Source organism: [Clostridium] ultunense DSM 10521, assembly GCF_000511955.1.
In the GTDB taxonomy this organism is placed as follows: domain Bacteria; phylum Bacillota; class Clostridia; order Tissierellales; family Tepidimicrobiaceae; genus Schnuerera; species Schnuerera ultunensis.
This window is the reverse complement of sequence record NZ_AZSU01000004.1, coordinates 58839-83551: the sequence shown is the minus strand read 5'-3', so window position 1 is coordinate 83551 and position 24713 is coordinate 58839. Positions and strand designations below refer to the sequence as shown.

At 32.1% G+C, this 24713-nt stretch carries 22 protein-coding genes; 2 read left to right on the top strand and 20 right to left on the bottom strand.

The features are described 5' to 3' along the window. Positions 1 to 132 precede the first annotated feature (132 nt). From CUL_RS20010 to CUL_RS0111825, 6 genes are all read right to left on the bottom strand, one after another. Complete coding sequence (locus CUL_RS20010) at positions 133 to 1989, bottom strand: sigma-54 interaction domain-containing protein (RefSeq protein WP_005588992.1); 1857 nt, start codon at positions 1987 to 1989, stop codon at positions 133 to 135. Positions 1990 to 2000: 11 nt separating this feature from the next. Then, positions 2001 to 3089, bottom strand: a complete 1089-nt coding sequence (locus CUL_RS0111845) for a dipeptide epimerase (protein ID WP_005588993.1) — start codon at positions 3087 to 3089, stop codon at positions 2001 to 2003. Between the two features lie 104 nt (positions 3090 to 3193). Beyond that, entirely contained in the window at positions 3194 to 4501 is a 1308-nt protein-coding gene (locus CUL_RS0111840; protein ID WP_025641905.1) for an SH3 domain-containing protein, read from the bottom strand. Positions 4502 to 4569: 68 nt separating this feature from the next. Further along, positions 4570 to 5487 carry a glutaminase A gene (glsA, locus tag CUL_RS0111835; RefSeq protein WP_025641904.1) on the bottom strand — a complete coding sequence of 306 codons (918 nt, stop codon included), beginning with the start codon at positions 5485 to 5487 and terminating at the stop codon, positions 4570 to 4572. Between the two features lie 15 nt (positions 5488 to 5502). Next, on the bottom strand, positions 5503 to 7167 hold the full coding sequence (locus tag CUL_RS0111830; protein ID WP_025641902.1) for a nucleoside kinase: 1665 nt from the start codon (positions 7165 to 7167) through the stop codon (positions 5503 to 5505). Between the two features lie 24 nt (positions 7168 to 7191). After that, positions 7192 to 8160, bottom strand: coding sequence for an RluA family pseudouridine synthase (locus CUL_RS0111825; RefSeq protein ID WP_025641900.1), 969 nt, complete (start codon positions 8158 to 8160; stop codon positions 7192 to 7194). Positions 8161 to 8263: 103 nt separating this feature from the next. Here CUL_RS0111825 and CUL_RS0111820 point away from each other — a divergent pair, with 103 nt between their 5' ends. Beyond that, entirely contained in the window at positions 8264 to 8758 is a 495-nt protein-coding gene (locus CUL_RS0111820) for an endolytic transglycosylase MltG (protein WP_005588999.1), read from the top strand. A 52-nt stretch (positions 8759 to 8810) separates the two neighbouring features. On the opposite strand, the gene CUL_RS0111815 is transcribed toward CUL_RS0111820, so the two are convergent. From CUL_RS0111815 to CUL_RS0111795, 5 genes are all read right to left on the bottom strand, one after another. Further along, positions 8811 to 10061, bottom strand: a complete 1251-nt coding sequence (locus tag CUL_RS0111815; protein WP_025641898.1) for a dicarboxylate/amino acid:cation symporter — start codon at positions 10059 to 10061, stop codon at positions 8811 to 8813. A gap of 45 nt (positions 10062 to 10106) precedes the next feature. Next, positions 10107 to 10946, bottom strand: a complete 840-nt coding sequence (dapF, locus tag CUL_RS0111810) for a diaminopimelate epimerase (protein ID WP_005589002.1) — start codon at positions 10944 to 10946, stop codon at positions 10107 to 10109. A 21-nt stretch (positions 10947 to 10967) separates the two neighbouring features. After that, positions 10968 to 12230, bottom strand: a complete 1263-nt coding sequence (lysA, locus tag CUL_RS0111805) for a diaminopimelate decarboxylase (RefSeq protein ID WP_005589003.1) — start codon at positions 12228 to 12230, stop codon at positions 10968 to 10970. 230 nt (positions 12231 to 12460) lie between these two features. Further along, positions 12461 to 13012 carry a DUF6648 family protein gene (locus tag CUL_RS0111800; RefSeq protein WP_005589004.1) on the bottom strand — a complete coding sequence of 184 codons (552 nt, stop codon included), beginning with the start codon at positions 13010 to 13012 and terminating at the stop codon, positions 12461 to 12463. Between the two features lie 50 nt (positions 13013 to 13062). Beyond that, positions 13063 to 13788: a pseudouridine synthase gene (locus tag CUL_RS0111795; protein WP_025641895.1), complete on the bottom strand. Its 726-nt coding sequence runs from the start codon at positions 13786 to 13788 to the stop codon at positions 13063 to 13065. Positions 13789 to 13895: 107 nt separating this feature from the next. Between CUL_RS0111795 and CUL_RS0111790 the strand changes: the two genes are divergently transcribed. Beyond that, positions 13896 to 14078 carry a DUF1540 domain-containing protein gene (locus CUL_RS0111790; protein WP_005589006.1) on the top strand — a complete coding sequence of 61 codons (183 nt, stop codon included), beginning with the start codon at positions 13896 to 13898 and terminating at the stop codon, positions 14076 to 14078. A gap of 29 nt (positions 14079 to 14107) precedes the next feature. On the opposite strand, the gene CUL_RS0111785 is transcribed toward CUL_RS0111790, so the two are convergent. The 9 genes from CUL_RS0111785 to CUL_RS0111745 form a co-directional block, all read right to left on the bottom strand. Then, positions 14108 to 14533: a hypothetical protein gene (locus CUL_RS0111785; protein ID WP_005589007.1), complete on the bottom strand. Its 426-nt coding sequence runs from the start codon at positions 14531 to 14533 to the stop codon at positions 14108 to 14110. A gap of 67 nt (positions 14534 to 14600) precedes the next feature. Next, positions 14601 to 15533 (bottom strand): tRNA modification radical SAM protein MnmL/YtqA, encoded by a 933-nt coding sequence (locus CUL_RS0111780; RefSeq protein ID WP_025641894.1) that lies wholly within the window; start codon positions 15531 to 15533, stop codon positions 14601 to 14603. A gap of 23 nt (positions 15534 to 15556) precedes the next feature. Next, a complete protein-coding gene (locus CUL_RS0111775) occupies positions 15557 to 17674 on the bottom strand; it encodes a M1 family metallopeptidase (RefSeq protein WP_025641892.1) in 2118 nt (705 codons plus the stop codon). A gap of 36 nt (positions 17675 to 17710) precedes the next feature. After that, positions 17711 to 18166, bottom strand: coding sequence for a peroxiredoxin (locus CUL_RS17320; protein WP_081722848.1), 456 nt, complete (start codon positions 18164 to 18166; stop codon positions 17711 to 17713). A gap of 10 nt (positions 18167 to 18176) precedes the next feature. Next, entirely contained in the window at positions 18177 to 19010 is an 834-nt protein-coding gene (locus CUL_RS0111765) for a Cof-type HAD-IIB family hydrolase (protein WP_005589010.1), read from the bottom strand. Between the two features lie 90 nt (positions 19011 to 19100). Further along, positions 19101 to 19478, bottom strand: a complete 378-nt coding sequence (locus CUL_RS0111760; protein ID WP_005586963.1) for a DUF1292 domain-containing protein — start codon at positions 19476 to 19478, stop codon at positions 19101 to 19103. 80 nt (positions 19479 to 19558) lie between these two features. Beyond that, positions 19559 to 21022, bottom strand: coding sequence for an aminoacyl-histidine dipeptidase (locus CUL_RS0111755; RefSeq protein ID WP_025641890.1), 1464 nt, complete (start codon positions 21020 to 21022; stop codon positions 19559 to 19561). Continuing rightward, positions 21007 to 22419, bottom strand: a complete 1413-nt coding sequence (locus CUL_RS17315; RefSeq protein ID WP_025641889.1) for a DNA methyltransferase — start codon at positions 22417 to 22419, stop codon at positions 21007 to 21009. Before CUL_RS17315 ends, CUL_RS0111755 begins: the two co-directional genes overlap by 16 nt. 119 nt (positions 22420 to 22538) lie before the next feature. Beyond that, entirely contained in the window at positions 22539 to 24671 is a 2133-nt protein-coding gene (locus tag CUL_RS0111745; RefSeq protein WP_025641888.1) for an adenosylcobalamin-dependent ribonucleoside-diphosphate reductase, read from the bottom strand. Positions 24672 to 24713 lie beyond the last annotated feature (42 nt).

The window sequence follows — 24713 nt, the reverse complement described above, 5'->3', positions numbered from 1 at the left end:
AAAAGGTTCGATTTTACTTTAACTAATATTTTTATTATTTAGAATGTTCCGAAAATTAGGACTGTTAAGGGCAGAGAAAGCCCTTTTTACACATTTCCTTATAACAGGAAAGATTCCTTTTACAAGGATTATTTAATCGATTTCATATCTTTTTAATTTTTCATAAAAGGTTGTTTTACTTATTCCTAAAGCCTTCATTGCCTTCTTTTTATTCCCTTTATAAAATTTTAAAGCCCTTTTGATCGTATTTTTTTCGCAAATACTTACCGCATCTTTTAAAGGTATTATATCCTTAATATTGTATGTTTCTTCTTTAATATCCAATGCAATATGTTTTGATAAAATTGTATTACCTTCCGATAGGTTTATAGCCCTTTCCAATATATTTTCTAACTCTCTAACATTTCCTGGCCAGCTATGCCTAGTTAAAAGGTTAAGGGCCTCAGCAGAAATTCTTTTAGTTTCTACACCTACTTCCTTACATAACCTTGGTAGTATCATATCTACTAAAGGATAGATATCTTCTATTCTTTCTCTTAGTGGAGGGATCCATATTGGGAATACATTTATTCTATAATATAGGTCTTCCCTAAATCTTCCCTTCAATATTTCCTCTTCTAAATTTTTATTGGTAGCTGAAATAATCCTCACGTTTATCCTAACCTTTTCAATACCACCTACTCTATAAAAGCTTTTCTCCTGAAGGACTTGGAGTAATTTTACTTGTAGGTTCAATGGTATATCCCCTATTTCATCTAAAAATATGGTTCCTTCATTAGCCATTTCAAAGAACCCTATTTTACCTTCCTTATTAGCTCCAGTAAAGGCCCCTTTTTCGTATCCAAATAGTTCCGATTCCAATAAAGTGGTTGGAATTGCTCCACAGTTTACATGGATAAAGGGTTTGTCTTTAAACCTGCTATTCTCATGGATTCCTTTACCTAATATGGTCTTACCAGTACCACTTTCCCCTAGTATTAATACGGTAGAATTGGTTTTGGCGGCTTTTAAAGCCAATCTTTTCACATGGCCTATCTCCTTACTCTCACCTATTATATTGGGAAAAGCCTTTTTGAAAATCTTTTCTTCTTTTAACTCTCCTTCAATTTTTTCTAAATCTAATAGTGCTTTATCCCTTTCCCTAATTATTTGTTTAATTTCAGAAATATCCTCTACTTTTAAGGCGGCCCCTATTCTTACTCCATCTTTGTCTACGGGAATTAAAGTACACATAGTTGGAATTCCATTTATCTCTTTAAACTCATCCCTGTAGCTAATATTTTCTCCCTTTGCTACTTGATAAAATTCTTTAATAGTTGAACTCCCTTTATGGATTTCAAATATATCTTTGCCAATTACATTCAATACGTTGGCATTCTCTCCTTTAGCTCGATATTCACAACCTTTCAATATATCATAAATACTTTCACCTCTAGCAGTATATCCCTGAGCTTGATAGAATTTCATTCTTTTAGTCTTTCCATCTAAAATTACCATATGTCCAATAGCATTAATATATCCCATAGAAAACTTTTCCTCGCCAACTTCTATGGTTATTATCTTATTTACAAAATCTATTATTGCTCCTAAGTTTATCCCTAAATAGTCTGTTTTTAGTTTTAATGTATCTACTATGTTGTCAGATTTTATATACTTATATATAGGTGAAACTCCTTTTTGTTGAAAAACACCGATGGCTAGTATTGCATCCCCTTTTTCTATATTGTTATCCTTTATTCCCAAACATTCTAGAGATTTACCATCTAAATTCCCATCATCTCTTCCTAGGGAATTATCGCCAATAATTACGATATCTCCTTTGTTTATCCTCCCATGGTCATGGCTTATTTGTTGGTTATAGACTATGCCAAAGATTTCTTTGGCTTTATGGTTATATATTTGAATTTTCCCTTCACTATCTATAACTATAAAGCCTTCAGACATCATATCCGTAAACATCTTAACATAGCCTTTTGAGTTTAAAAACATTTTACCACCCTTTAATCATAAATAACATTTTCAATATTGTTAAAACCTAAACCTGGCTTATCCGGTAAGCTAATCTTATATTCATTGTATTCAGCGCCACCAGAGATAGGATCTTCTGCCAGTAGATTTGGACTATCTAGGTCCAACTTAGATATAACTTTTTTTCCTCCCGCTAAATGAGAGGCAGCCGTTAATCCAATTTTACTTTCCAACATACAGCCAAGCATACATTCAACGCCAAAGGTTTCAGCAATATGGCAAATCTTCAAAGCATTATAGATTCCACCAGTTTTCATCAATTTAATATTCACCATATCGGCAGCTCTATTTTGGATTATATATATGGCATCTAGAGGTGAGAAACAGCTTTCATCAGCAAGGATCGGTGTAATAACATTTTGGGTTACAAATTTTAATCCATCTATGTCATGGGCTTTAACAGGTTGTTCTACAAGTTCTAGTTCCAATCCCAAATCCTCCATCTTCCTTATCACCATTACAGCCTCTTTAGATGTCCAACCTTGATTAGCATCTACCCTAATCCTAATATCATATCCTACAGCCCCTCTAATGGATTTTATCCTTTCTAAATCCTTCTTCCAGTCCTTACCTACCTTTATCTTTAAAGTTTTATAGCCCTTTTCTACTGCCTTAATACTATCTTCTACCATTTCTTCAGGTTCATTGACACTTATGGTTATATCCGTAGTAATTTGGTCCCTATATCCACCTAATAATTTATATAAGGGAATATTATATAGTTGTCCATATAAATCGTACAATGCCATATCTACTGCAGCCTTTGGGCTTGTATTATTGACCAACGAATTATGGAGAGTGTCCATTAAACCTTCAAAATCATCTACAGACCTATCTATAAGTCTTGGACTTATATACTCTAATATAGCCCATTTGATGGAGCCCATAATATCCCCAGTTATAACCGGAGTTATTGCAGCCTCACCATATCCTACATGACCTGTATCCGTTGTAATCTTAACTACAACATTTTCTAATATTCTTACCTCTCTTAAAGCAGTTTTAAAAGGTTTTTTTAAAGGAATTTGAATTTCCCCTACTTGCACATCTTTGATTTTCATAGTAAATTCCCACCTTTTATAATATATTATTAAAATCATGCTACTATGAATCATTTTATCTTAGTATAATGTTAAAGAAATCTTTGGTCAACTATTTTTACAAATTAATCCATAATAAATTCTTTACATATACTTATCATTTCCATATAGGTTTTACCATTAGATGTCTTTATAGTAATAGGAGTTACATCAGTTCTCATCATCTCTATATAATTAAGGCCTTCTTCTCCCTCTTCATAGTAGCCAGAAAATTGATGTAATATATAACCTAAACCCTCATGCTCCCCAAGATACAGCATAGTATGTCCAGGCATATATAAAAGGCTTGCAGGTGGTATGTTTTCCTTGCTATGTATTTTCCCTATGGTTTCTACTCCTTGTTCTATAGAATTTCTAGGAAGTTTCAGCCCAAAGGTCCTATGAATATCCATTATAAGTGCAGAACAGTCCCTTTTATTATCCTTCCCACCCCATCCATATTCTTCGCCATAAAATTTAAAACCTTGTCTTATAATATTTTCTTTAGTATATGGAAGATATCCTTTGTTAAATTTATCTAAAATGTAGATTTCTTTTTCCACTATTTCTAATTGCCCCTCTTGGTTTCTAGCAGGCAATGCCACTATATGGCTATCCCTTCCCTCTTTTATTATTGGAATTCTAACCCCCATATCTAGAAGTATATCATCTACATATATTTGTTTATCTATGACAATTAAAAAAGATTCCAGATTTATATAATGGAATATTTCTTCCTTTTGCCCTATAGCCATATCCTTTTTAGGTATCCAACCTAAATAATTATACATTCTACCAAAATACCACTCCCCATCAGCACTTTCAGAATATATGACTAGGGGTTCCCAAGGATATATGGCGGTTTCCATAAATCTATCAAAATGAGTATCATCTTTTTCCCTATAGGAAGGTTCCAAAGTAGGAAAGGTCCTTATCATAGTCCTATTTGTAGTTACTCCATATTTTATAGGAATGGAAGCCGGAAGGGATTCTAAATTTGAATTATAGATAAGTCTATTAAAATAATCTGCATCCATTATATTACCTTCCCTATCATATCCAATCTCCTTTGACGGCTTGCTGATGTTTTTTATCAAATCTTTTAACTCTTCTCCTTTTATACTATCTACATGGTTTTCTAAGTCCATTAAAAAATCAAATTGGGAAAAAATTTTCCTATTAAATTGTTCTATCTCCATAGAATTCATAAGCAGTAAACCTTTATCTTCAATTTTATCTATCCAAAACTCTGGATCCTTAATGGTGTAAAGGATAGGCTCCTCATCTATTTGAATTACTTCTTTTCCTCTATTTATATTTTTCTCTAATCTAAAAAGTAGAACTGTAACCACTAGCAATAGGATGATAACTATTATTTTATTTTTCTCCTTCACCCTAATACCCCCAATTTATATTAAAAATCCATTTTAAATTCGACAGAATGGACTAAATATATATTTAATTATGTAAAAATGCTGAGGTTTAGTTCTTCTGACAAATCTTTTAGTATGCCATATCCAGCTATAGAGTTTCCATATTGGTCTAATGCTGGGCCATAGACTCCAATACCCAGTCTATTAGGTACTGATGCTAAAATACCCCCTGAAACCCCACTCTTTGAAGGAATTCCTACCCTAACAGCATATTCTCCGCTAAAATCATACATGCCACTGGTTGTCATTATAGCGATGATAGTGGAGTTAGTCTTATTGTCTAATAATTTTTCACCTGTATTTAAAACCCTCCCTTTATTGGCTAGGAAAATCCCTATTTTAGCTATATCCTGACAATCCATCTCTATGGAACATTGTTTAAAATAGATATCCAATATATCTTCCACCTTTTCTTCTATTAGCCCTTTATTTTTTAAAAGATAGGCTATGGCCTTATTCTTATTTCCCGTGGTCTTTTCAGAAAGATAAACTTCTTCATTATAGTTAATAGTATCATTACCAGTTATCTTTCTTAGGAATTCTAATAGCCTATTGAGTTTTTCTTCACCATTCCCGTTTATTAAAGAAGTGGTAACTATTGCTCCAGCATTGATCATTGGATTGGCAGGTTTATCTCCATAGGGAATATCTAGTTTGTAAAGGGAATTAAAAGGTTCATCGGTTGGTTCCATGCCTACCTTTTTAAAAACTTCCTCTTCTCCCTTGTCCATTATTGCCAACATCAGAGCTATAACTTTGGATATGCTTTGAATTGTAAATTTCTTATTATAGATACCACTTGAATATATATTCCCTAAATTATCTATAATACAGACCCCCAGATCCTTAGGGTCTGCATTCCCAAGTAAAGGTATATAATTGGCCACTTGCCCGTATTTTATTAGGGCTTTGTTTTTTTCAACCAATCCATCTAATAATTCCTTCATTTTTATCCCTCCAGATCAATGGACATTAATATCTGCACCACCAATGAATTCTCTTAAAATTGAATTTGGTGGAATTAGGTTCTCTTCTTCTATATCGATAAAATATTTCAGAAATTGTAATAGCCTTTTACATTCAGAATAATAGATACTACTATTGTCAACCTTTTCTAAAAGAGGTACTGCATGTTTTTTAAGTACTGATAATTCATATACCAAAGCAGAATCAAACATAATATCTGCCTCTTCTTGGAATGGAAAGATGTTTTGTTCTTCCCCTTTTGTTACCCCTTGCCATAATTCAAAGGTTCTAAAGATATCATTACCTCTAAATTTATTATCTCTAACCATCCTCCTAATAAGCCTTGTATCCGTAGTAGAAATTCTATTATGGGCATCAATATTTAATTGGGTTAGGGCAGAAATATAGATTTTAAATTTATTTTTTTCTGGAATATAAGTTGTTAACCTAGGATTTAGTCCATGTATACCTTCCACTATAATAGGATGGTCTTTATCCACCTTAATTTTTACTCCTGAGTTTTCACTTTTACCAGTTATAAAATTATATTTAGGCAATTCTATCTCTTCCCCTTCTAAAAGTTTAACTAAATCCTCATTTAGCCTTTTTAAATCTATGGCTTCAATAGATTCAAAATCATATTCTCCTTTTTCGTTTAAAGGAGTCTTATCCCTATCTACAAAATAATCATCTACGGATATGGCAATAGGTCTTTTCCCATTTACCTTTAGGTGGATTGCTAATCTTTGGGCAAAGGTAGTCTTCCCTGAGGAAGATGGTCCAGCTATTAAAATAATGTTGATATCATCGTCTTTGCAAATTTCATCAGCTATATGACCGATCTTCTTTTCATGTAATGCCTCAGATATTCTAATGACTTCGCCAATATCCCCGTTAAGTACCTTTTCATTTAGAGAACCTAAATAGCCTAAATCCAATATGTCTGCCCATTCGTTAGCCTCTTTAAATACCCTTGCTAATTTTTTCTGTTCCTTGAATTCTGGTAGCCTGTCTACGCTATCCGTTGTAGGAAATAGTATTATAGCTCCTGGATAATAATATTTTAAATCGAAAATATTTACATAACCAGTGGAAGGTGCTAAATAACCGTGAAACCCATCGATATGTTCTCCAATTTTATAAGTTTGGATCAATTCTTTGTCTAATGTATTATAAAGTCTTACCTTGTCTTCATATCCTTGTTCTTTAAACAAGGATATACCTTTTTCAGCAGGTACCTTTTCTCTAAAAATTGGTATATCCTTTTCAATAATATCTTTCATCTTTGCCTTTATCTTCTCTATTTCACTAAAACTAATGGATTTCCCTTCCTCTAATTCAGCATAGAGTCCCCTACCAATAAAATGTTCTATTTTAACCGTACACTGGGGAAATATTTCTTTACAGGCCATAATAAAAACGGCTGAAATAGTCCTAGTATATATTTTGTATCCATCTTCATCTTTTAGGGATAAGAATCTAATAGACATATTTTCTTCTATATTTTTTTGCAAATGGTAGATTTTATTATTTATCCTAGCCCCAATATATTTTCTATAATCTTTTCCAAATACTTTTTTTGATAGTTTTTCTAATTTATAACCTTCATCTGCTAATACTTCCCCTATTCCTTCTACATGTACTTTTATTTTCTTTTTCATCCTATTTACCTCCAATTCTTTTTACTATTGAAATAGTTCCTTTTCTATTCTTACAAAGGTCTCACTTCCTTTGGCAATAAATTCCTTACCTTCTAAATAATTTGCGGATTCATCTAATTCAGCAAATATTATCCTATAGCCATGGAGAAATTGGCTTTGTAAATTATATTTCCCTTTAAAATATTTATTCGTTTTCTTATTCCCATACTTTATATCTCCAATTATTGGGTGTCCTATGGAAGCTAAATGGGCTCTAATTTGATGGGTTCTTCCCGTTATCAGTTCAATCTCCAATAAACTGTATTGGTCTGATGTAGCTAATACCCTTATTCCAGTAATAATCTTTTTCGAATCATCCCTTTCCTTTTTCGTTATTTCCACTTTATTTAATTCTTCATTCTTGGATAAAAATCCTTCTATTAACCTATCTTTTTTAACTGCTCCTTCAACTATTGTTTTATAATATCTTTTGATATTCCTTTTTCTTATGGCATCATTGATAGACTTTAAAGTCGGATAGTTTTTTGCACCAATTATTATTCCACTGGTATTTCTATCTAATCGGTTGCAAATAGATGGCATAAATGTTTTTTCAATTTTTGGATTATATTCTCCTTTCTGATATAGATAATGTACCATACTATCTACTATATTGTTTCCACAATCCATATTTGCAGAATGGGATAATATTCCTGCTGGCTTATTTATTATTATTATATTCTGATCTTCATAAATAATATTAAGGGGTAAATGACTTTTTTTTATTTTAGTTTGGTCTTTAAATTTTTCTATGGTTTTATCAGCAAGGTATAATTGTATAATATCTCCTTCAAATACTATGGTATCTGGACTAGCTTTTTTATTATTTAATTTAATATTCTTTTTTCTAATCATCTTATATATAAAGCTTTGGGGAGCTTTAGATAAATATTTTTTCAGAAATCTATCTAATCTCTGCCCACTGTCATTTTTGTTAATAATTAACTCCTTCAAACTTTCCTCACCTTTTCTTTATTCTTATGTTATAATTATATTATAGATTATCATATTTTAAAAATCCTATTCTCTTTCAAAGTTATGAAAAGAGGTGAATTTTGTGAGAAATTTTTTTGAGGGATTGAAGGATATCCTGTACGATGGTATAGATTACATAATGATGATTTTAGTAATTGTGGTAGTAGCTTTGGTTATCAATTGGCGACTAGGTGGACTATTTGCTAAAGATGCTACCGATACCATATCAAAAAAACCTTCAAGTACTATAGAGAATGGAAATACTACTTCAAATGGTAAAGAAGAAGAAAATAAAAAGAAAGATTCCGGTAGAGTGGATGAAACAGCCGTTGATGACAAAGAAGATGATGGTACCTCTGAGAAAGATGTTAAGGATGTAATAGAAATAACTATACCTCCCGGCTCCTTACCTGCTAAAATAGGGGATATTTTGGTGTCTAAAGGATTGGTTAGTGACGGGAGTGAATTTGTACAGAAGGCTGTAGAATTAAATATGGAAACTAAATTAAAATCTGGTGAATATTATATAGAAAAAAATAGTTCTTTAGAAGATATTATAAATATTTTAACCAAATAAGGGGATGGTGGGTTTTCTACCATCCCCTTTCTATTCCTTGTTAATAGAATATTTATTCTGTGGCGGTAAGTTTTTTAGCTAACCAATCCTTTCCTTCAATAATCCTAGTTACCATCATGGCTGCTACCGTATCTCCTGTTACGTTGATCATTGTGGCTGGCGGGTCTACTAGATATCCAATGGTAGCTATTATTGGGAAAGCTTCTGGAGGGAATCCATATAGATTTACTATTAACATCTCCCCAATTAATCCACCTCCAGGCACTCCCGACATGACTACCCCGCTTAATATAGAAATTATTATAGCTGTTACATAAGTACCAATGCCTTTAAAGGGGATACCAAATATACCGAACATGAAAGAAATCTTTAAAATAGCACTTAAGCAGGATCCATCCATATGAGCCGTTGCTCCAATGGGGATTACAATGTCTCTAATATCTTTTGGAACTCCAATTCTTTTTGCTGCACTTAAATTGACTGGTAATGTAGCAATGCTGCTTTGAGTAGCTACAGAGGTAATTGCTACAGGAAATATGTTCTTAAAATAAACCTTTACCCCATCCATTCCACTGGAAAAATAAGAATATAAGAAAAAAGCTACAAAGAAATAAATTATACAAATGGGATAGTAAACAACCATAGCTCTTGCATAGGATCCTAATAATTCAGGTCCAAAAGTTCCTATTAAAGAGGCAAAATAAGCTCCTAATCCAATGGGAGCATAGTACATGACTATGGATACCATCTTTAAAAATACATCAGACAAAATATTTAAGAAATCTGAAACGGGTTTAGCCTTTTCACCTAATAAACTCACACATAGCCCAAAAAATATTGAAAAAATGATCAATGGAAGCATGTTTTTCCTAGAAATAAGTTCAGGAAAGTCACTTACAGTTATAGCTTTAACTATCTGGTCCCCCGTCTTTAATGGTTCTATATCCTCAGCCGCTTCCATTGCTATGTTTACTCCTTTGGCAGGAGGAAATATATTAACTACAGTTATCATTATTACAGAAGCAATAAGGCCTGTAATAACAAATATTAAAAGCATACTACCTATAATTCTACCTAGTCGTTTCATGTCCACCATACTGGATACAGCGCTAGTAATAGTTACAAACACTAAAGGTACAACTATTGTAAACATAATATTTAAAAATATATCTCCTAAAGGTTGAAAGATAGAAGCCTTTTCCCCCATAATTAAACCAATAATACTGCCCAATATTATTGAAGATAACAATATAACCGGGAACCTATAATATTCCCAAAAGCTTTTTTTATTCGTTTCCGTCATTAGAATACCCCCAATTCTCAATAATTTATTTATTGTATTAAATATCTATATTAGATTGTAAAATATTCCATTACAAATCCTGTTAGCACCTCCTTTCATAAAGATTTCACCCTGCTCTCCCAACTCTACTTCTAATTCTCCTCCTTCCGTCTTTACATAGACCCTCTTTTCTAATTTTCCCAATAGACTTCCAATCACCACGCTGGCACAAGAACCTGTACCACAACCCAATGTTCTACCTGCCCCCCTCTCCCAAGTGTAAATATTTATTTTATTTTTGTTTATGATCTGAATAAAATTGACATTAGTTTTCTTTGGAAATATAAAGTGTTCTTCGATTTCTTTCCCTAATCCGTTTATATCTATTGTTTGTATATCATCTACAAATATTATCGTATGAGGAACTCCTACTAAGACTGACGAAAATGTTATTTCCTCACCATCTATTTTCAAAGTTTCTTCTATTATTTTATCTTTATCAATATTTACGGGTATGTCTTTAGCTTTAAAAATAGGGCTACCCATATTTACCTTTACGGTTTCAGCTTTATCATTATTGTCGATTTCCAACCAAATGGTTTTAATACCAGCAAGAGTATCTACTGTGAAAATTTTTTTATCCACTAAACCTTCTTCATATACATATTTAGAAAAGCATCTGATGCCATTACCGCACATTTCTCCCCTAGATCCATCAGAGTTATAATAGACCATCTTTATATCTGCTATATCAGATTTTTCACATATAAGTATTCCATCAGCACCAACACTAAAATGTCTGTCGCAGGATTTTATTGCCAAATCTTCGTAATTTTCAATAGAATATTTGAATCCATTGAACACAACAAAATCATTGCCAGCAGCTTCCATCTTTGTGAACTCCATTTCGACCCCCCTAACTAATATTTATATCTCATTTTTCATTATATCATCATAGGTTTCCCTTTTCACTATCAATCTATCTTTTCCTTCCGATATCATCACTACAGCTGGTTTTGGAATCCTATTATAATTACTTGCCATAGAATAATTATAGGCCCCTGTTGCTAAAACTGCTAAAATATCCCCTGTTTCTACTTTGGGTGTCTCTAAATCCCATATTAATATATCTCCAGATTCACAGCATTTTCCCGCTATTGTAACCGTTTCTGTCTTTTTTTCGTTTATCTTATTAGCTATGACCCCCTCATATTTGGCCTCGTACAAGGCTGGCCTTGGGTTGTCTGGCATTCCTCCGTCTACTCCCACATAGGTTCTCACCCCAGGAATTTCCTTTATGCTCCCTATAGTATATAAAGTTATACCTGCTTCTCCTACTATCCATCTTCCTGGTTCTATTATAACCATAGGCCTTTGTAACCCTAATTCCTTACAATTTCTTTTTACCTCATCCATTACAGTATCTGTAAAATATGATAGGGGTTTTCTTTTTATATCCCCTGAGTAATGAATACCATATCCACCTCCAGTGTTTAATTCTTTTGTAATAAACCCTAATTCTTCCCTTACTTCCTTCATGAGGTTTGCAGTTATTTTTACCGCTTTAATATAAGATTCATTTTCCATAAGTTGAGAACCTATATGGAAATGGAAACCTCTCAAATCAATATTTTCACAGCCCATTGCTTCGTCGATAGCCTTGTAAATATATTTATTACTTAATGGAATTCCAAATTTAGAATCAACTTGTCCAGTTTGAATATACTTATGGGTATGACTATCTATTCCAGGAGATATTCTAAACAATATTTTTACTATTTTATCATATTTTTTCGCTATTTCTTCAACTATACTCAATTCATAAAGATTATCTACCACTATCCTTCCTACACCGTGCTTAACTGCCATTTCAATTTCATCTATTGTTTTATTGTTGCCGTGAAAAAATACCTTTTCCATAGGAAAATCTACTTGAATAGCTGTATAAAGTTCTCCTCCAGATACTACATCTATCCCTAAACCTTCTCTTTTGATAATTCTTGCCATCTCTTTAGTTAAAAAAGCTTTACTTGCATAGACAGCCATAGTATTATCGTATCTTTCTAAAAAATCTTGTCTAATTTCTTTGCATCTTTCTTTAATATAATCTTCAGAAACTACATATAAGGGTGTACCATATTTTTTTGTAAGTTCAACAGTATCACATCCATAAAAATTAAAATTTATCATTTAACCACTTCCTTTTTAGCATTTATATTTCTACCTTTTATAATTGCAATAAACATGCCATATTGACAGATGATTCACAAAGGTTGGTTTCACTACCTTCTAGAAATTTTATCTTTTATTTGGATGATTATTATTCCTGTTTTTCGTATATTTTTCCCATATTCCGGACTTATATAGAGATTAGTATCTTTCTAAATCATATGTAAAAAGTAGTAGCAACTGCTACTACTTTAATATTTTTCGTTAATATATTCATCTATGAGAGATTTTTTCTTTCCTTCTAAAAAGACCCCTTCCTCTTTCAATACTTCTAATAACCAATAACTTTTCGAATGGAATATGGCCTCCTTATAATCTAATAATACAATTTCATAGAGTTTATCTTGTAAAAACTTTGACTGAACTTGAATAAAATAGGCTTCCACATTTTGAAATTCTAAAAAACGTAATAATTGCAAAGTTGCTCTGTCTTTCTGGTGATAATATTCATTGCCCATATTCTTGTAATAAGTATAATATTTATTATGTTTTCCTGACCTCCGTATATCCTTGGCTAGCATAGTATAATACTTGGCTAAAACGTTATAATATTGGTAATTATACATTCCCTTTTCAAAGCTATCTATTTTTGAAAAAGGCTTAATGTTCATCCCCTGAACAAAATCAAAATTGTGCTCTAAAAATTCCTTTTTAGTAATATCTCCATTTGTATATTGGATTATAAGGGAAGACCTATTTTGAAAAAAAGTCTCAAATATCCCTTTTCTTTTATACTGCGCCAATTATAACACCCTATCTAAATATGAATTCTTAATAGATTATATCATAATTCTTAACTTTTTTCTTTCAATAATTTGATTTCCTCCTCCATTAATTCCCTATATTCTCCTAATCTCAACCTTTCATCCAATTTTATTGGCCCCATAGAAATCCTTTTAAGATAGACTACTTCCATATTGAGAGCCTGAAACATCCTTTTTACTTGATGAAATTTACCTTCTTTAATAGTTAATTTTACTTTTGAAATAAAATTTGACTCAATTATTTCAAGTTTGGCAGGTAATGTTTTATATCCATCATCTAATATTATCCCTTTATCAAGTTTTTCCATATGCTCTTCTTCTACATATCCTTCTACTTCAACATAATAGGTTTTATCAACTCCTTTTTTGGGAGATAACAATTCATGGGCCAATTTTCCGTCATTAGTTAAAATAAGTAAACCTTCCGTATCTTTATCCAGCCTTCCTGCAGGAAAAGGGTTAAAAACTAAATATTCTTCTTCCAATAGTTCTAAAACGGTCCTATTTATAGGATCATCAGTGGATGAAACTACTCCCTTTGGTTTATTCATCATAATGTATATATACTCTCTATAAAAAATTTCCTCTCCATCTAATTTTATTCTATCATTATAAGGATCAATTTTGTATTCATTTTTGTCTATTGTTTCACCGTTTATTTCTACCCTACCATCCTTAATTATTTTTTTAACATCCTTTCTGCTTCCATATCCCATATGGGATAAAATCTTATCTAATCTTTCCATTTTCTTCATAAAATTCTCCTTAACAAATATTATTTGGTATAAATAATTTATAAAAACACAAAATAATTATGGTTAGCAAAATTTTTTCCTGTATCATAAAATGAAAGGAGATTGCCATGAGTATAGAAAAAACTAATCAACCTCTCGACGGAGTAAAATGTGTTGTAAATACTTGCCATTATTATGTGTATGGTGACCATTGTAGTGCAGCAAAGATAGAAATTCAACCTAGGAATGCTACTTCTACTGAAGAAACAGACTGTGCTACCTTCAGACCTGACAATGGTTCTATGCAATGATAAAGGTTAAAGGCAGGAGTTTTTCCTGCCTAATTTGTTTCCAATTCAATACAATTATTTTTCAATCCATCAGGCATACCTTCCATATTTAAATCGGAACCGATATAGAATTCAGTATTAAACTTTTCCCCTATATGAATTAAATCTTCTTTCAATTTTTCCAATTCTTTAACTCTTAGAGGAAGTACTTTATATATCCCATCTACATATATCTTCTCTACATCGTAATCCATTCCAATAATTCCACATAAAAAGCCATAGAAGGATTCTATATCTTTAATATTGAACTCCATGGCATTAATAAGCCTTACCGAATAGTCAAGGCTGAATATATGATTGTCATCTACATCAATAAATACAATATTCCCATTGCCTTTTTTCATTTCCTCATTTGCCCTATCTATTAGCCATTTGGTTTTACCACTACCCTTTGGCCCTAAAATAAACTTAACCATAGGAATCATCTCCTTTCTAATTTGTGTAATATTATCATATTATAATTTTATTACCTTTTTCTTCTATTTATCTTAACGCTTTACCGTTTAAATAATTACATTTAATACCTTGTCTAGTGTTTTTATCTCCCATTTCCCTAACTATTTCATCCCTTATCTTCCACCAGCTTTCATTCCAATTGACAAACAATGCATTCTCTTCCGGTGCTCTACCAATAATTCGTTGTATTACAATATTTTCATCTAAATACTCTAAAAATGTAATTACCCTTTTTTTATATTCTTCCTTGGATATTAAACTGATTTCTCCCTCTTTATAGAGCCTACCTAGTTCCGTCCCATCAACTATATATAGAGCATGAAGCTTTACTTCATCAATCTCTAAGGCAGACATTATTTTTGCATTTTCTATAGTATCTTCCATAGTATCCCAAGGTAGATTTAAAATTAAATGTACACAAGTCCTAATTTCATACCTTTTAGCCCTAATTATTGCATCTATGAATTCTGCTAAAGAATGACCTCTGTTGATCCTTTTTAGAGTATGGTAATTTACAGTTTGTAAGCCTAATTCTAAGGTTATTTCTAGATTATACTCTTCTTGGATATAAGCTAGGTATTCTAGATACTCATCGTTTATACAGTCAGGCCTTGTAGATATGGATATACCCACTACTCCTTCCACTATTGATTCTTCTACATACTTTTTAAAATCCTCTAAAGGTAAATAGGTGTTTGTAAAGTTTTGGAAATAGGAAATAAACTTTTTTACTTTATACTTTTTACCAATATATTCCTTGTTTTTCTCTATTTGTTCCTTTACGGAAAGGATATTAGGCAGGTTCTCAAAAGAACCTCCCTCTTCCCCACAAAATATACAGCCTCCAATACCTATACATCCATCCCTATTGGGACAGGTCAGAGGTAAACTGATAGGTAATTTATATACTTTTTCTCCAAATCTTTCTTTTAAATACTTAGAGTAAACATTGTACACTATTATATCCACTTATTCCACCTTTTCTATTTATACATTCCTTTAATTTCTACATCTCCTACATTTATTATAAATTGAACATCTGAATTATACAATGGATTATATTGATATATTGTATCCATATCTAAAATAAATCCATCTGGCGTTGTAATATGTTCTTTCTTAACTGGATTTTCATCTAGAAATATTATTAAAACAAGTTTCTTATTATTGTTTGGATTTTTTGATATGAAAATACCAGATGTATTTTTGTTTTCAATAGATATTCCGTTAAGGCTAATTGTTTCTGAGTTTAGAATTATTGGTAGTTCTGGTTCCATTTCCTTTATAAGATCACTCTTTTTAGGATAACCTATTATTATTATATTCTTTCCTTTATCCTTTTCTGTCAGTTCCTTTTCCTCAACTACCTTTACCTCCACACCAAATTGTATTTCCAAATCACTTGTTAACATATTTGTTAAGCTCTCTACTTCCTGCAAATTTTCATCTTTTATATAATCTGGCTTTACCAATATTAATTCTTCTCCATCTAAAGCTCTTAGGATTATACTGCCTAATGTCAGTCCTTTTGCTTCTTCATGACCCCTTAATCTTCGCTGTTCTTGTTTTCTATAAAAAAGCATTTGTTCTTCTTGGTTCAACTGGATGTTTTCAGGAAAATAGTTAGATTCTTTAACTGATTTTTCCATTGCCTTCCTAATTTCTTTTCCTGCTACCTCTCCTATAATATTTAATAAATCTTCTATAGTTGCATTTTTAAATAGAAATCTTTCATAATAGGTCTGTAATATTTGATTAAATTTTTCTTCTCCTACCTTTTGTCTTAAATCTTCAAAGAAGGCTGGCCCCCTAGTATATATGGTCAAGGAATAGTCGTCCCAACCGTTAAATTTATCTACACCGCTATTTAAAGGTAGGACTGTAGATGGATATATTCTATTCCTTATGGTATAATCTACTCCATTTTGATGGTATTTATCGTATTCCTTCTCAAAATAATAAGCAGTGGTAAATACGGTTAAGGACTCATCTAGGAAAGGTTCATTAAATTCATCATTTCCAACTCCTACATACCACCATTGGTGTACTGTTTCGTGAACTGCGGCTTCTATGATGAAGGGAGCATTTTCTTCTAAATTTACATTAGATAAATCATAATATCTGCCCATCTGGATTACCTGTGGATATTCCATGGCTCCACCGGATAAATAGGTTTCGGCTATCCTCAATTCATCATAAGGATATTTACCTATGATTTTATTTAAAAATTTTACTGCCTTAGCTACCTCATCTAATACTATCTCTGCTGTTTTATCAACTGGATAGTCCTTATCCTTCATATAATAATGGCTTATCTTAATTCCATCTACTTCTTTAGTTTTCACCTTATATTTAGGACTCATAAGGATAACAAAATCTCTAACCTTATCTGCTTTTATATTTATAGTTTTATTGCCTCCAACTATTTTTTCTCCTATTATAGTACCAGTAGGCGCTACTACCATCCCTTTAGGAACTGTAAGCTTAATATTATAATCTGATACATCACTATAATTGGATTCTCCAATAGGATGATATGGATTTTCGTCCCACTTTTTGGTTTTCTCATTATAGATGGACAATAGAGGATACCAATTGGTTAAAGAATAAGAATCTTCCATTTGGTGTAAACGTTGGTATCCCTGGGGAACTTTCAATATAAACTTAATTTTTATCTGAATCTTATCATCTTTTCTCAAAGGTTTTTCTAACGGTATTCTTAATATTTGCTCTTCTTCTTTAAATTCAGTTTCTCTTCCATTTATATGTACCTGTTGAATTTTTATATAACCCTTTTCCTCTTCCTTAATTTCAGGCTTTTCTCCATCCATTAAATAATACATACCGCCAATGGCAGGCATGGTTTCATAGGATTTAAAGGAATTTGGATACAGATGAAATACTATATCTTCTAACTTACCATCATAGTGGTTTACAAAGGTTACAGTCTGTTCACCTTGTACAGTATGCTCTTCAGTATCCAACATAATATCCATATCATACTTAGTTAGTTTGTCTAAATCTACTGCCAAGCCTAACTGGAAACTACCTAGTAAGATTACTAGTACTAAAAAAATGAACAAAAAATTTTTTCTTTTCACAAAATCCCTCCTCTTTATTTCTAAGAGCTGCCCATCTTATGGTTGCAGCTCTTTTTTCACAAACTCCAATACCTTCTCTGCATGACCTTTTGCCCTTATATTCCTAAACTCTTTTACCAATATCCCTTCCTTGTTAAAAATAAAAGTTGACCTTTCTACTCCCATATACTCTCTTCCATACATCTTCTTAAGTTTCATAACTCCAAATAGATTATGGACCTCTTCTGTTGGATCACTTAAAAGAAGGAATGGAATATTTTGTTTTTCTCTAAATTTAGCATGAGATTTTAAACTATCCCTACTAATTCCTAATATAACTGTATTCATTTTTTTAAATTCATCATATAAATCCCGAAACTCGGTAGCTTCAGTTATTCAACCAGCTGTATTATCTTTAGGATAAAAATATAATACTATGTTTTGTCCCTTAAAATCCTCTAGAGAAATATCCTTTCCATCGGTTTCTTTTAAAATAAAATTGTATTTTGACATATTCACCCTCCTAAAGGTCCAATATTTTCCTTAGTTCAAAGGCTACTCCAGATTCATTGTTATCCTTTTCCGTAATAATATTGGCTACTTTCTTTACCCTTTCACTGGCATTTTTCATTGCTATACCGCATCCTGCATTTTTTACCATTTGAGCATCATTGTTATCATCGCCAATAGCAATAATTTGCCTTTCAGCTATTCCTTTTTCCTTAGCATATTCAGACAAGCTTAACCATTTACAACCAAGAGGATTCATTATTTCTAGCAAGGCATCTGCTACTACTATATTTTCCATTATATGGGAACTATACCTATTAGGATATCTTTCATTTATGTGGAAATGGAAACTTTCTAGTTTTTCTTTACTCCCAGCATATACTACCGCTAATATTTTATCTTCCTTGATTTCTAAATAATTTTCTACTTTTTTATACCTTTCTTCAGATTGGGCTACATAATTATAGTATTTTTTATGGGCTTTATCCATTTCAATAATTAGATCTATTCCTTCCTCATATTGATCTACATGAATTATTGGATATAATCCCCTTTCTTTTCCTTCTTGAATTAGGGTCTTAAAATCCTTTAGATCTAGATACTTCTTGATTATTATCTGATCATCTTTAGTATCTCTAACAATATTGCCATTATTGGCCAATATTACCATAGGTCTATCTATGTTTTTCACCAATTGCTTAGCAGACCAATACCTTCTACCTGTTGCAATGACTACTTCATATCCATTGTCTATTAACTCTTTTAGCAATTTCAAATTCTCTTCGGGAATATTTTTATTATCATCTAATAAAGTGCCATCTAAATCAATGGCAATTAGCTTGTACATTTTTTCAATATCACCTCTATATTAAGTACTTAGTTTAATTATACCAAAGTTTAGCCTGATTAAGCAGAAAAAATATAGGTTCTTAAGAACCTATATTTCATCATCCTCCTCATCGTAATCATCTTCATAGTATTCATCATCATCATAGTAATCAAAATCATCATCTAAATCCTCTACAAATAATGTATAAAAAGCTTCTGATACTATATCTAATTCTTCCTCATCATCGATGTTTATAAGATCTATGCCATCTTCGTATTCCTCATATCTATATAGTAATACTTGGTCATCATCTACTGGTACTAATGCAATATACTCATAATCATCTACCTCAAAGATTCCTATAACATTACATTCCAATTCCGTGTCATCATCAAGAGTAAGATAGATTACATCCATCTCATGGTCACAATCACAGTGTTGGTGGTCATGTTCGCAATTGCAATTTTCATCATGGTTTTTATTCATATTAATTCTCCTTTCAAGGAATTATTTAATTATATGCTAATAATATCCTATATTATTATAAAAGTATATAGTATTTTATACTATTTTATTTCTTTTAATACATTTATTAAAAGTTCATAGGTTCTTTGGGTGGATGATATGCTTAATCTTTCTTCTGGGGTGTGGACTCCAAACATATTTGGCCCAAAGGATATCATATCCATATTATGAAATTTTTCTGCAAATATACCACATTCTAAGCCAGCATGGATGGCTGCTACCTTTATATTTTCTCCATATTGGCTTTTATATACCCTTTTAAATATCTCCCTTATTTGGGAATCCTTACTATACTCCCAAGCAGGATAGGAACCGTAACTTTCCCATTGACCTTTAACTATATCTGCTACAGTTTTGATCTGTTTCCCAATGTTCTTTTTCAGTGTCTCCTTTGAACTTCTTATTGCTGATTCAATTGTAACTTCTTCATCAAAAGTTCTAACTACACCTAAATTATTGGAGCTTTCCACCAACCCTTCCATATCCCCACTCATAGATTGAACTCCTGTAGGGATTAAGGTCAAAGCTGCTATGGTTCTATTTAGACTATCTTCGGTAAATACTCTATCTACTTTAAGGTTGATTTTTTCTACAATAAGATTAAATTTAGGGTCGGAATTCTCTAACTCCTTCTGAATTTGTTCCTCTAATGCTTCTGTAGCCTGTATAAATATATTTTCATCTTCTTTATTTAATACTATAATAGCCCTTCCATTCCTAGGTATAGCATTAGTCTTGGAACCGCCTTCTATATGTACTAGGTGGAATTTACATTCATCTTTGACGAAAGCCAATACTCTAGAAATAATCTTATTGGCATTTCCTCTTCCCTTGTGGATTTCCATTCCAGAATGACCACCTTGTAAACCAGAGGTTTTTATGGAGTATATTAGTTCATTTCCCGAAAGTTTTAATGGTTCCCACTCTATAGGAACTTTTACTTTATTCCTCTCCCCTCCTGCACAGCTAACTAAAATAGTGCCTTCTTCCTCCGAATCTATATTGATAAGTATCCTTCCATCAATATGTTTAGGATCCAAGGCTTTAGCACCATCCATTCCCGATTCTTCGTTAGTTGTCATGAGTACTTCCAGTGGAGGATGGGGAATATCTTTTGATTCTAACAATGCTAAGGCCATGGCTACAGCTATACCATTGTCCCCTCCTAGGGTAGTCCCTTCTGCCTTGATAAAATCCCCTTCCAATATCAGCTTAAGAGGGTCCTTTGAAAAATCATGGTTTAAATCCTCTTCTTGTTCGCATACCATATCCATATGACCTTGTAAAACCACTTTAGGGCTATTTTCATACCCAGGGGTACCTGGTTTTTTTATTATTATATTTAATGCTTCATCCTGAATTGTTTCAAGCTCTTGTTCTTTACCGAATTCTTTTAAAAAATTACTTATTTTCTCTTCATGAAAAGAGCAACGGGGAATTTTAGTTATTTCCTCAAAATAATAAAACACTCTCCCTGGTTTCAATCCTTCTAATTTTCTTGACATAAAACCACCCTTCCATCAATTATTTCGTATAAATTTGAATTTCCATGGCCAAATATATCTACATACCTTATATATATTTTTTGACCCATTTTTATATGTTCTAATTTTAAACTTAAATTAGGTCCAATATTAAACCCATCCTTATTCTTATAGTATTGCCAGTTAAGATTAGGAGTATTGCCATCAAAATCTATATCTATGCCAATAAAATCTAATAAAGATAGGGAGTCTTTTAATAGTATTTCTTCAATCCTATTTTTATATTTATTCTCAATATGTATTTGATCTAAATTCAACCCATATCTATTTAGTTCCATATATAATTCTTTGATGCCTTCTTCATTCTCTCTAATTCCTATCTCTTTAAAAGATAATCTTCCTGCTTTCTTATGATTTCTATAAGTTTTATAAATATAATATGGGAAAGACCTGTTTTCAATTAACCTTTTATTAATTGTGGTGGAGGATAAGACGCCCATATCTGCCATTATCCACTTTCTATTAAATCTTTCAGCCACTACTCCTGTGGTACCACTGCCAGCAAAGAAATCTGCTACAATGGAACCTTCATTAGAAGATGTTAAAATTATTCTTTCTAATAGTCTTTCTGGCTTCTGAGTATCATAACCTACCCTTTCCCTTGAAGTCCTGCCTACCATATCTATTTGCCAAACATCCTTTAAATTGACTAAAGTATACCAACCTAAATCATCTTCATATTCTTTAACTCCTTTAAATCTATAAGGTTTAAAACCTCTATTATAAGACTTTTCCTTTTGAGGGTTGAATATATAATCTTTCCCTTTTGTATATACAAGAATAGTATCGTGTTTCCTTGAATAATATCTTTGGCTTACCCCTCCAGATTTATAGGCCCAAATAATTTCGTTTAAAAAATTCTCTTCTCCAAATATTTGATCCATTAATATTTTTACATAGTGGACAGTTCTATAATCTAAATGGACATAGATAGTACCCTGTTCACTTAATAATTCCTTCATTAGGAACAATCTAGAACTTAAATTTTCAAGGTATGAAAATAGTCCATTTTTCCATATATCATTATAGGCAAAATACTCTATTGTATCTTCTTGCTCCTTATATCTAATATTTATTTTCCCCTTGTATTTAGTTTTAGTTAAAAAGGGCGGATCTATATATATAAGATCGATTTTCTCCCTATATCCTTCCTCTAATAGTTTTTTTATTACTTTCAAATTATCTCCTTGGTAAAATTGGTTAAACCAATTCTGTTGGTATGTAAATTTTTTTTCACTGGATTTAGGTATGATTTTTTCCCTATGAACAAAAGAATCTATATAGGGTTGGCTTAAAATTTTTTCTGATTCCTCTTTGCTTTTATTGAAAATTTTAGGTAATTCCTCCAGTATAGACATACTCATCCCCTTTGATCATATTTTAGTCTTATTATACTACAAAAAGGCCTAATTAAAAAAGTCATTCTAAGGCATTATCTAGAAAAGGCTTCAGCCTTAGAATGACTAGATTTGCTAAATTAAATGGAACAAGGACTGTAACCACAATCCTGACATTCAGAACATCCACCGCTATGGATTAATTCTCCTCCACACATGGGGCAGGTATCAGGGTCTTCTTTTAATTGTTCTTGTACTATTTCTTCTAATTCTCGTTGTAATTTCTCTATTTTCTCCGCATTGGTTAGATTAGATTTATTGGGAATAAGTATTCCATCTCTAGCACAGCCATCTCGATAGATTGTAACCCCCTTTAGCCCTTTTTCCCAAGCATATAAATATAAATCCTCTACTTCTTCTATAGTAAATTCATTGGGTACATTGACCGTTGAAGATATGCTAGCATCTATATATTGTTGCCATGCAGCCTGAACCTCTATTCTATCTCTATAATTTAGATTAGAAGTAGTTACAAAAAAGCCTGGTAAATCTTCTTCCCTTGTAATATTGTTTCGATCCATATATTCCTTAACTATAGGAGTAAAAACCTTGTAATAGGTATCTTCATGATGTAATGATTCAGATTTTCTAGTGTAGGAAATCTGAAATATAGGCTCAAGTCCATTGCTACAACCTATTAAGGTAGAAATACTTCCTGTAGGAGGTATAGTAAGGAGCTGACTATTTCTAAGCCCATATTTATTAATGAGTTCTAATACATCATCATTGGCATTTGAAATCAAAAATGGAGATTTCAATATAGCCTCCTCCCTATATCGGGGGAAAGGTCCTTGTTCTTTAGCTAATAGGGCCGACTGTCTTAAAGCTTCGTTTACTAGGACTTTGCCAATTTGATGGATTAAATCTATAGATTCTTGGTTACCATACCTAATGCCTAATTTGATAAACATATCTGCAACACCCATAATACCAAGACCTATTTGTCTTAATTCCTTAGCCATTTCTCTTTGTTGAGGTAAAGGGTGAAGTTTCATATTCTCATCTAATACCTCATTTAAGAAAATAACCCCCTCTCTTACCATTTCGCCAAATCTTTCAAATTCAAATTCAGCCCTAGGGGTGAAAGGATTTCTAACAAATTCGCTTAAATTAATAGAAGATAGATTACAACTACCAAAGGCGGGTAATGTTTCTTCTGCACATGGATTTACTCCTGCAAATTCAAATGTCTCATCTTCACTCATTAAATGCCAAGAATTTATCCTGTTTGTAAATAGCATTCCAGGCTCTGCCATATTCCAGTTGTTTTTTGCTAATTTCCTAAACAAATCTCTAGCCCTAATGATTTTTCTAATTTCTTCCCCAGTAGCTTCTACCTTAAAATATAGTTCAAATTCCTTATCATCTATTACTGCTTCCATAAATTTATCGGTAATATTTACAGAAATATTAGCATATTTTACCCTGGATAAATCGTTCTTTACATCGATAAAATCCTCAATATCTGGATGATCACAATCTAAATTGAGCATTAAAGCTCCTCGTCTCCCCCTCATGCCGATTAAACCAGTAACTAGGGAATATAGATCCATGAAAGAAACAGCTCCTGTAGTTGTACTAGCAGCGTTATTCACCCTAGCCCCCTTCGGTCTTAACTTAGATAAGGTTAGCCCTACACCGCCACCATAAGAATAGGTTCTAGCCATATATTTAGCTGTATCAAATATGGATTCTATATTATCTTCTACCTTTGGCATTACATAACAATTTGACAATGTCATCTTTCTACCATGCTTATCCAAGCCTCGTCCTGCTAATATCCTTCCTGCTGGCATAAATTTTTTATCCTTAATGGCCTTTTTGATAAAGCTATTGCCACCACTTACTCTAGTCAAAAACTCATCGAAGGTTTCAATTTCAAATCTATATTTTTTCTCATATATATCCCGCTGCAGGTCTGACATAACCCAACCATATTTTCTAAGTCTTGCCCTTTCATCTCTATATAAAATGTATTTTTTTGCCACATCAGGCCTAGTCTTCATCAATTGAACTTCAACAAAATCCTGTATTTTTTCAATGTGTACCACGTCTAAATTGCTAAAGGTTTCATAGGACTTATCTGCAATTTGTCTTGCTATCTCCTCATCTATACCAATTTCAGTCTCAGCCATAGCTTTGCTAATAGCATTGACTATTTTCTCTCCATCAAAATCTACTATAAGACCATTTCTTTTTTCAACCTTTATCATAAAATCCCTCCTATATCTATATGTAGTATATCGTTTTTGATT

Bases quoted from the DNA above. Each gene is read 5' to 3' on its own strand.
- CUL_RS17315 (WP_025641889.1), bottom strand. From the start codon at position 22,419: ATGTCTATACTGGAGGAATTACCTAAAATTTTCAATAAAAGCAAAGAG.
- CUL_RS0111785 (WP_005589007.1), bottom strand. From the start codon at position 14,533: ATGGTTAAGTTTATTTTAGGGCCAAAGGGTAGTGGTAAAACCAAATGG.
- CUL_RS0111845 (WP_005588993.1), bottom strand. From the start codon at position 3,089: ATGAAAATCAAAGATGTGCAAGTAGGGGAAATTCAAATTCCTTTAAAA.
- CUL_RS0111790 (WP_005589006.1), top strand. From the start codon at position 13,896: ATGAGTATAGAAAAAACTAATCAACCTCTCGACGGAGTAAAATGTGTT.
- glsA (WP_025641904.1), bottom strand. From the start codon at position 5,487: ATGAAGGAATTATTAGATGGATTGGTTGAAAAAAACAAAGCCCTAATA.
- CUL_RS0111755 (WP_025641890.1), bottom strand. From the start codon at position 21,022: ATGTCAAGAAAATTAGAAGGATTGAAACCAGGGAGAGTGTTTTATTAT.
- CUL_RS0111765 (WP_005589010.1), bottom strand. From the start codon at position 19,010: ATGTACAAGCTAATTGCCATTGATTTAGATGGCACTTTATTAGATGAT.
- dapF (WP_005589002.1), bottom strand. From the start codon at position 10,946: ATGGAGTTCACAAAGATGGAAGCTGCTGGCAATGATTTTGTTGTGTTC.
- CUL_RS20010 (WP_005588992.1), bottom strand. From the start codon at position 1,989: ATGTTTTTAAACTCAAAAGGCTATGTTAAGATGTTTACGGATATGATG.
- CUL_RS0111760 (WP_005586963.1), bottom strand. From the start codon at position 19,478: ATGAATAAAAACCATGATGAAAATTGCAATTGCGAACATGACCACCAA.
- CUL_RS0111795 (WP_025641895.1), bottom strand. From the start codon at position 13,788: ATGAAGAAAATGGAAAGATTAGATAAGATTTTATCCCATATGGGATAT.
- lysA (WP_005589003.1), bottom strand. From the start codon at position 12,230: ATGATAAATTTTAATTTTTATGGATGTGATACTGTTGAACTTACAAAA.
- CUL_RS0111745 (WP_025641888.1), bottom strand. From the start codon at position 24,671: ATGATAAAGGTTGAAAAAAGAAATGGTCTTATAGTAGATTTTGATGGA.
- CUL_RS0111830 (WP_025641902.1), bottom strand. From the start codon at position 7,167: ATGAAAAAGAAAATAAAAGTACATGTAGAAGGAATAGGGGAAGTATTA.
- CUL_RS0111815 (WP_025641898.1), bottom strand. From the start codon at position 10,061: ATGACGGAAACGAATAAAAAAAGCTTTTGGGAATATTATAGGTTCCCG.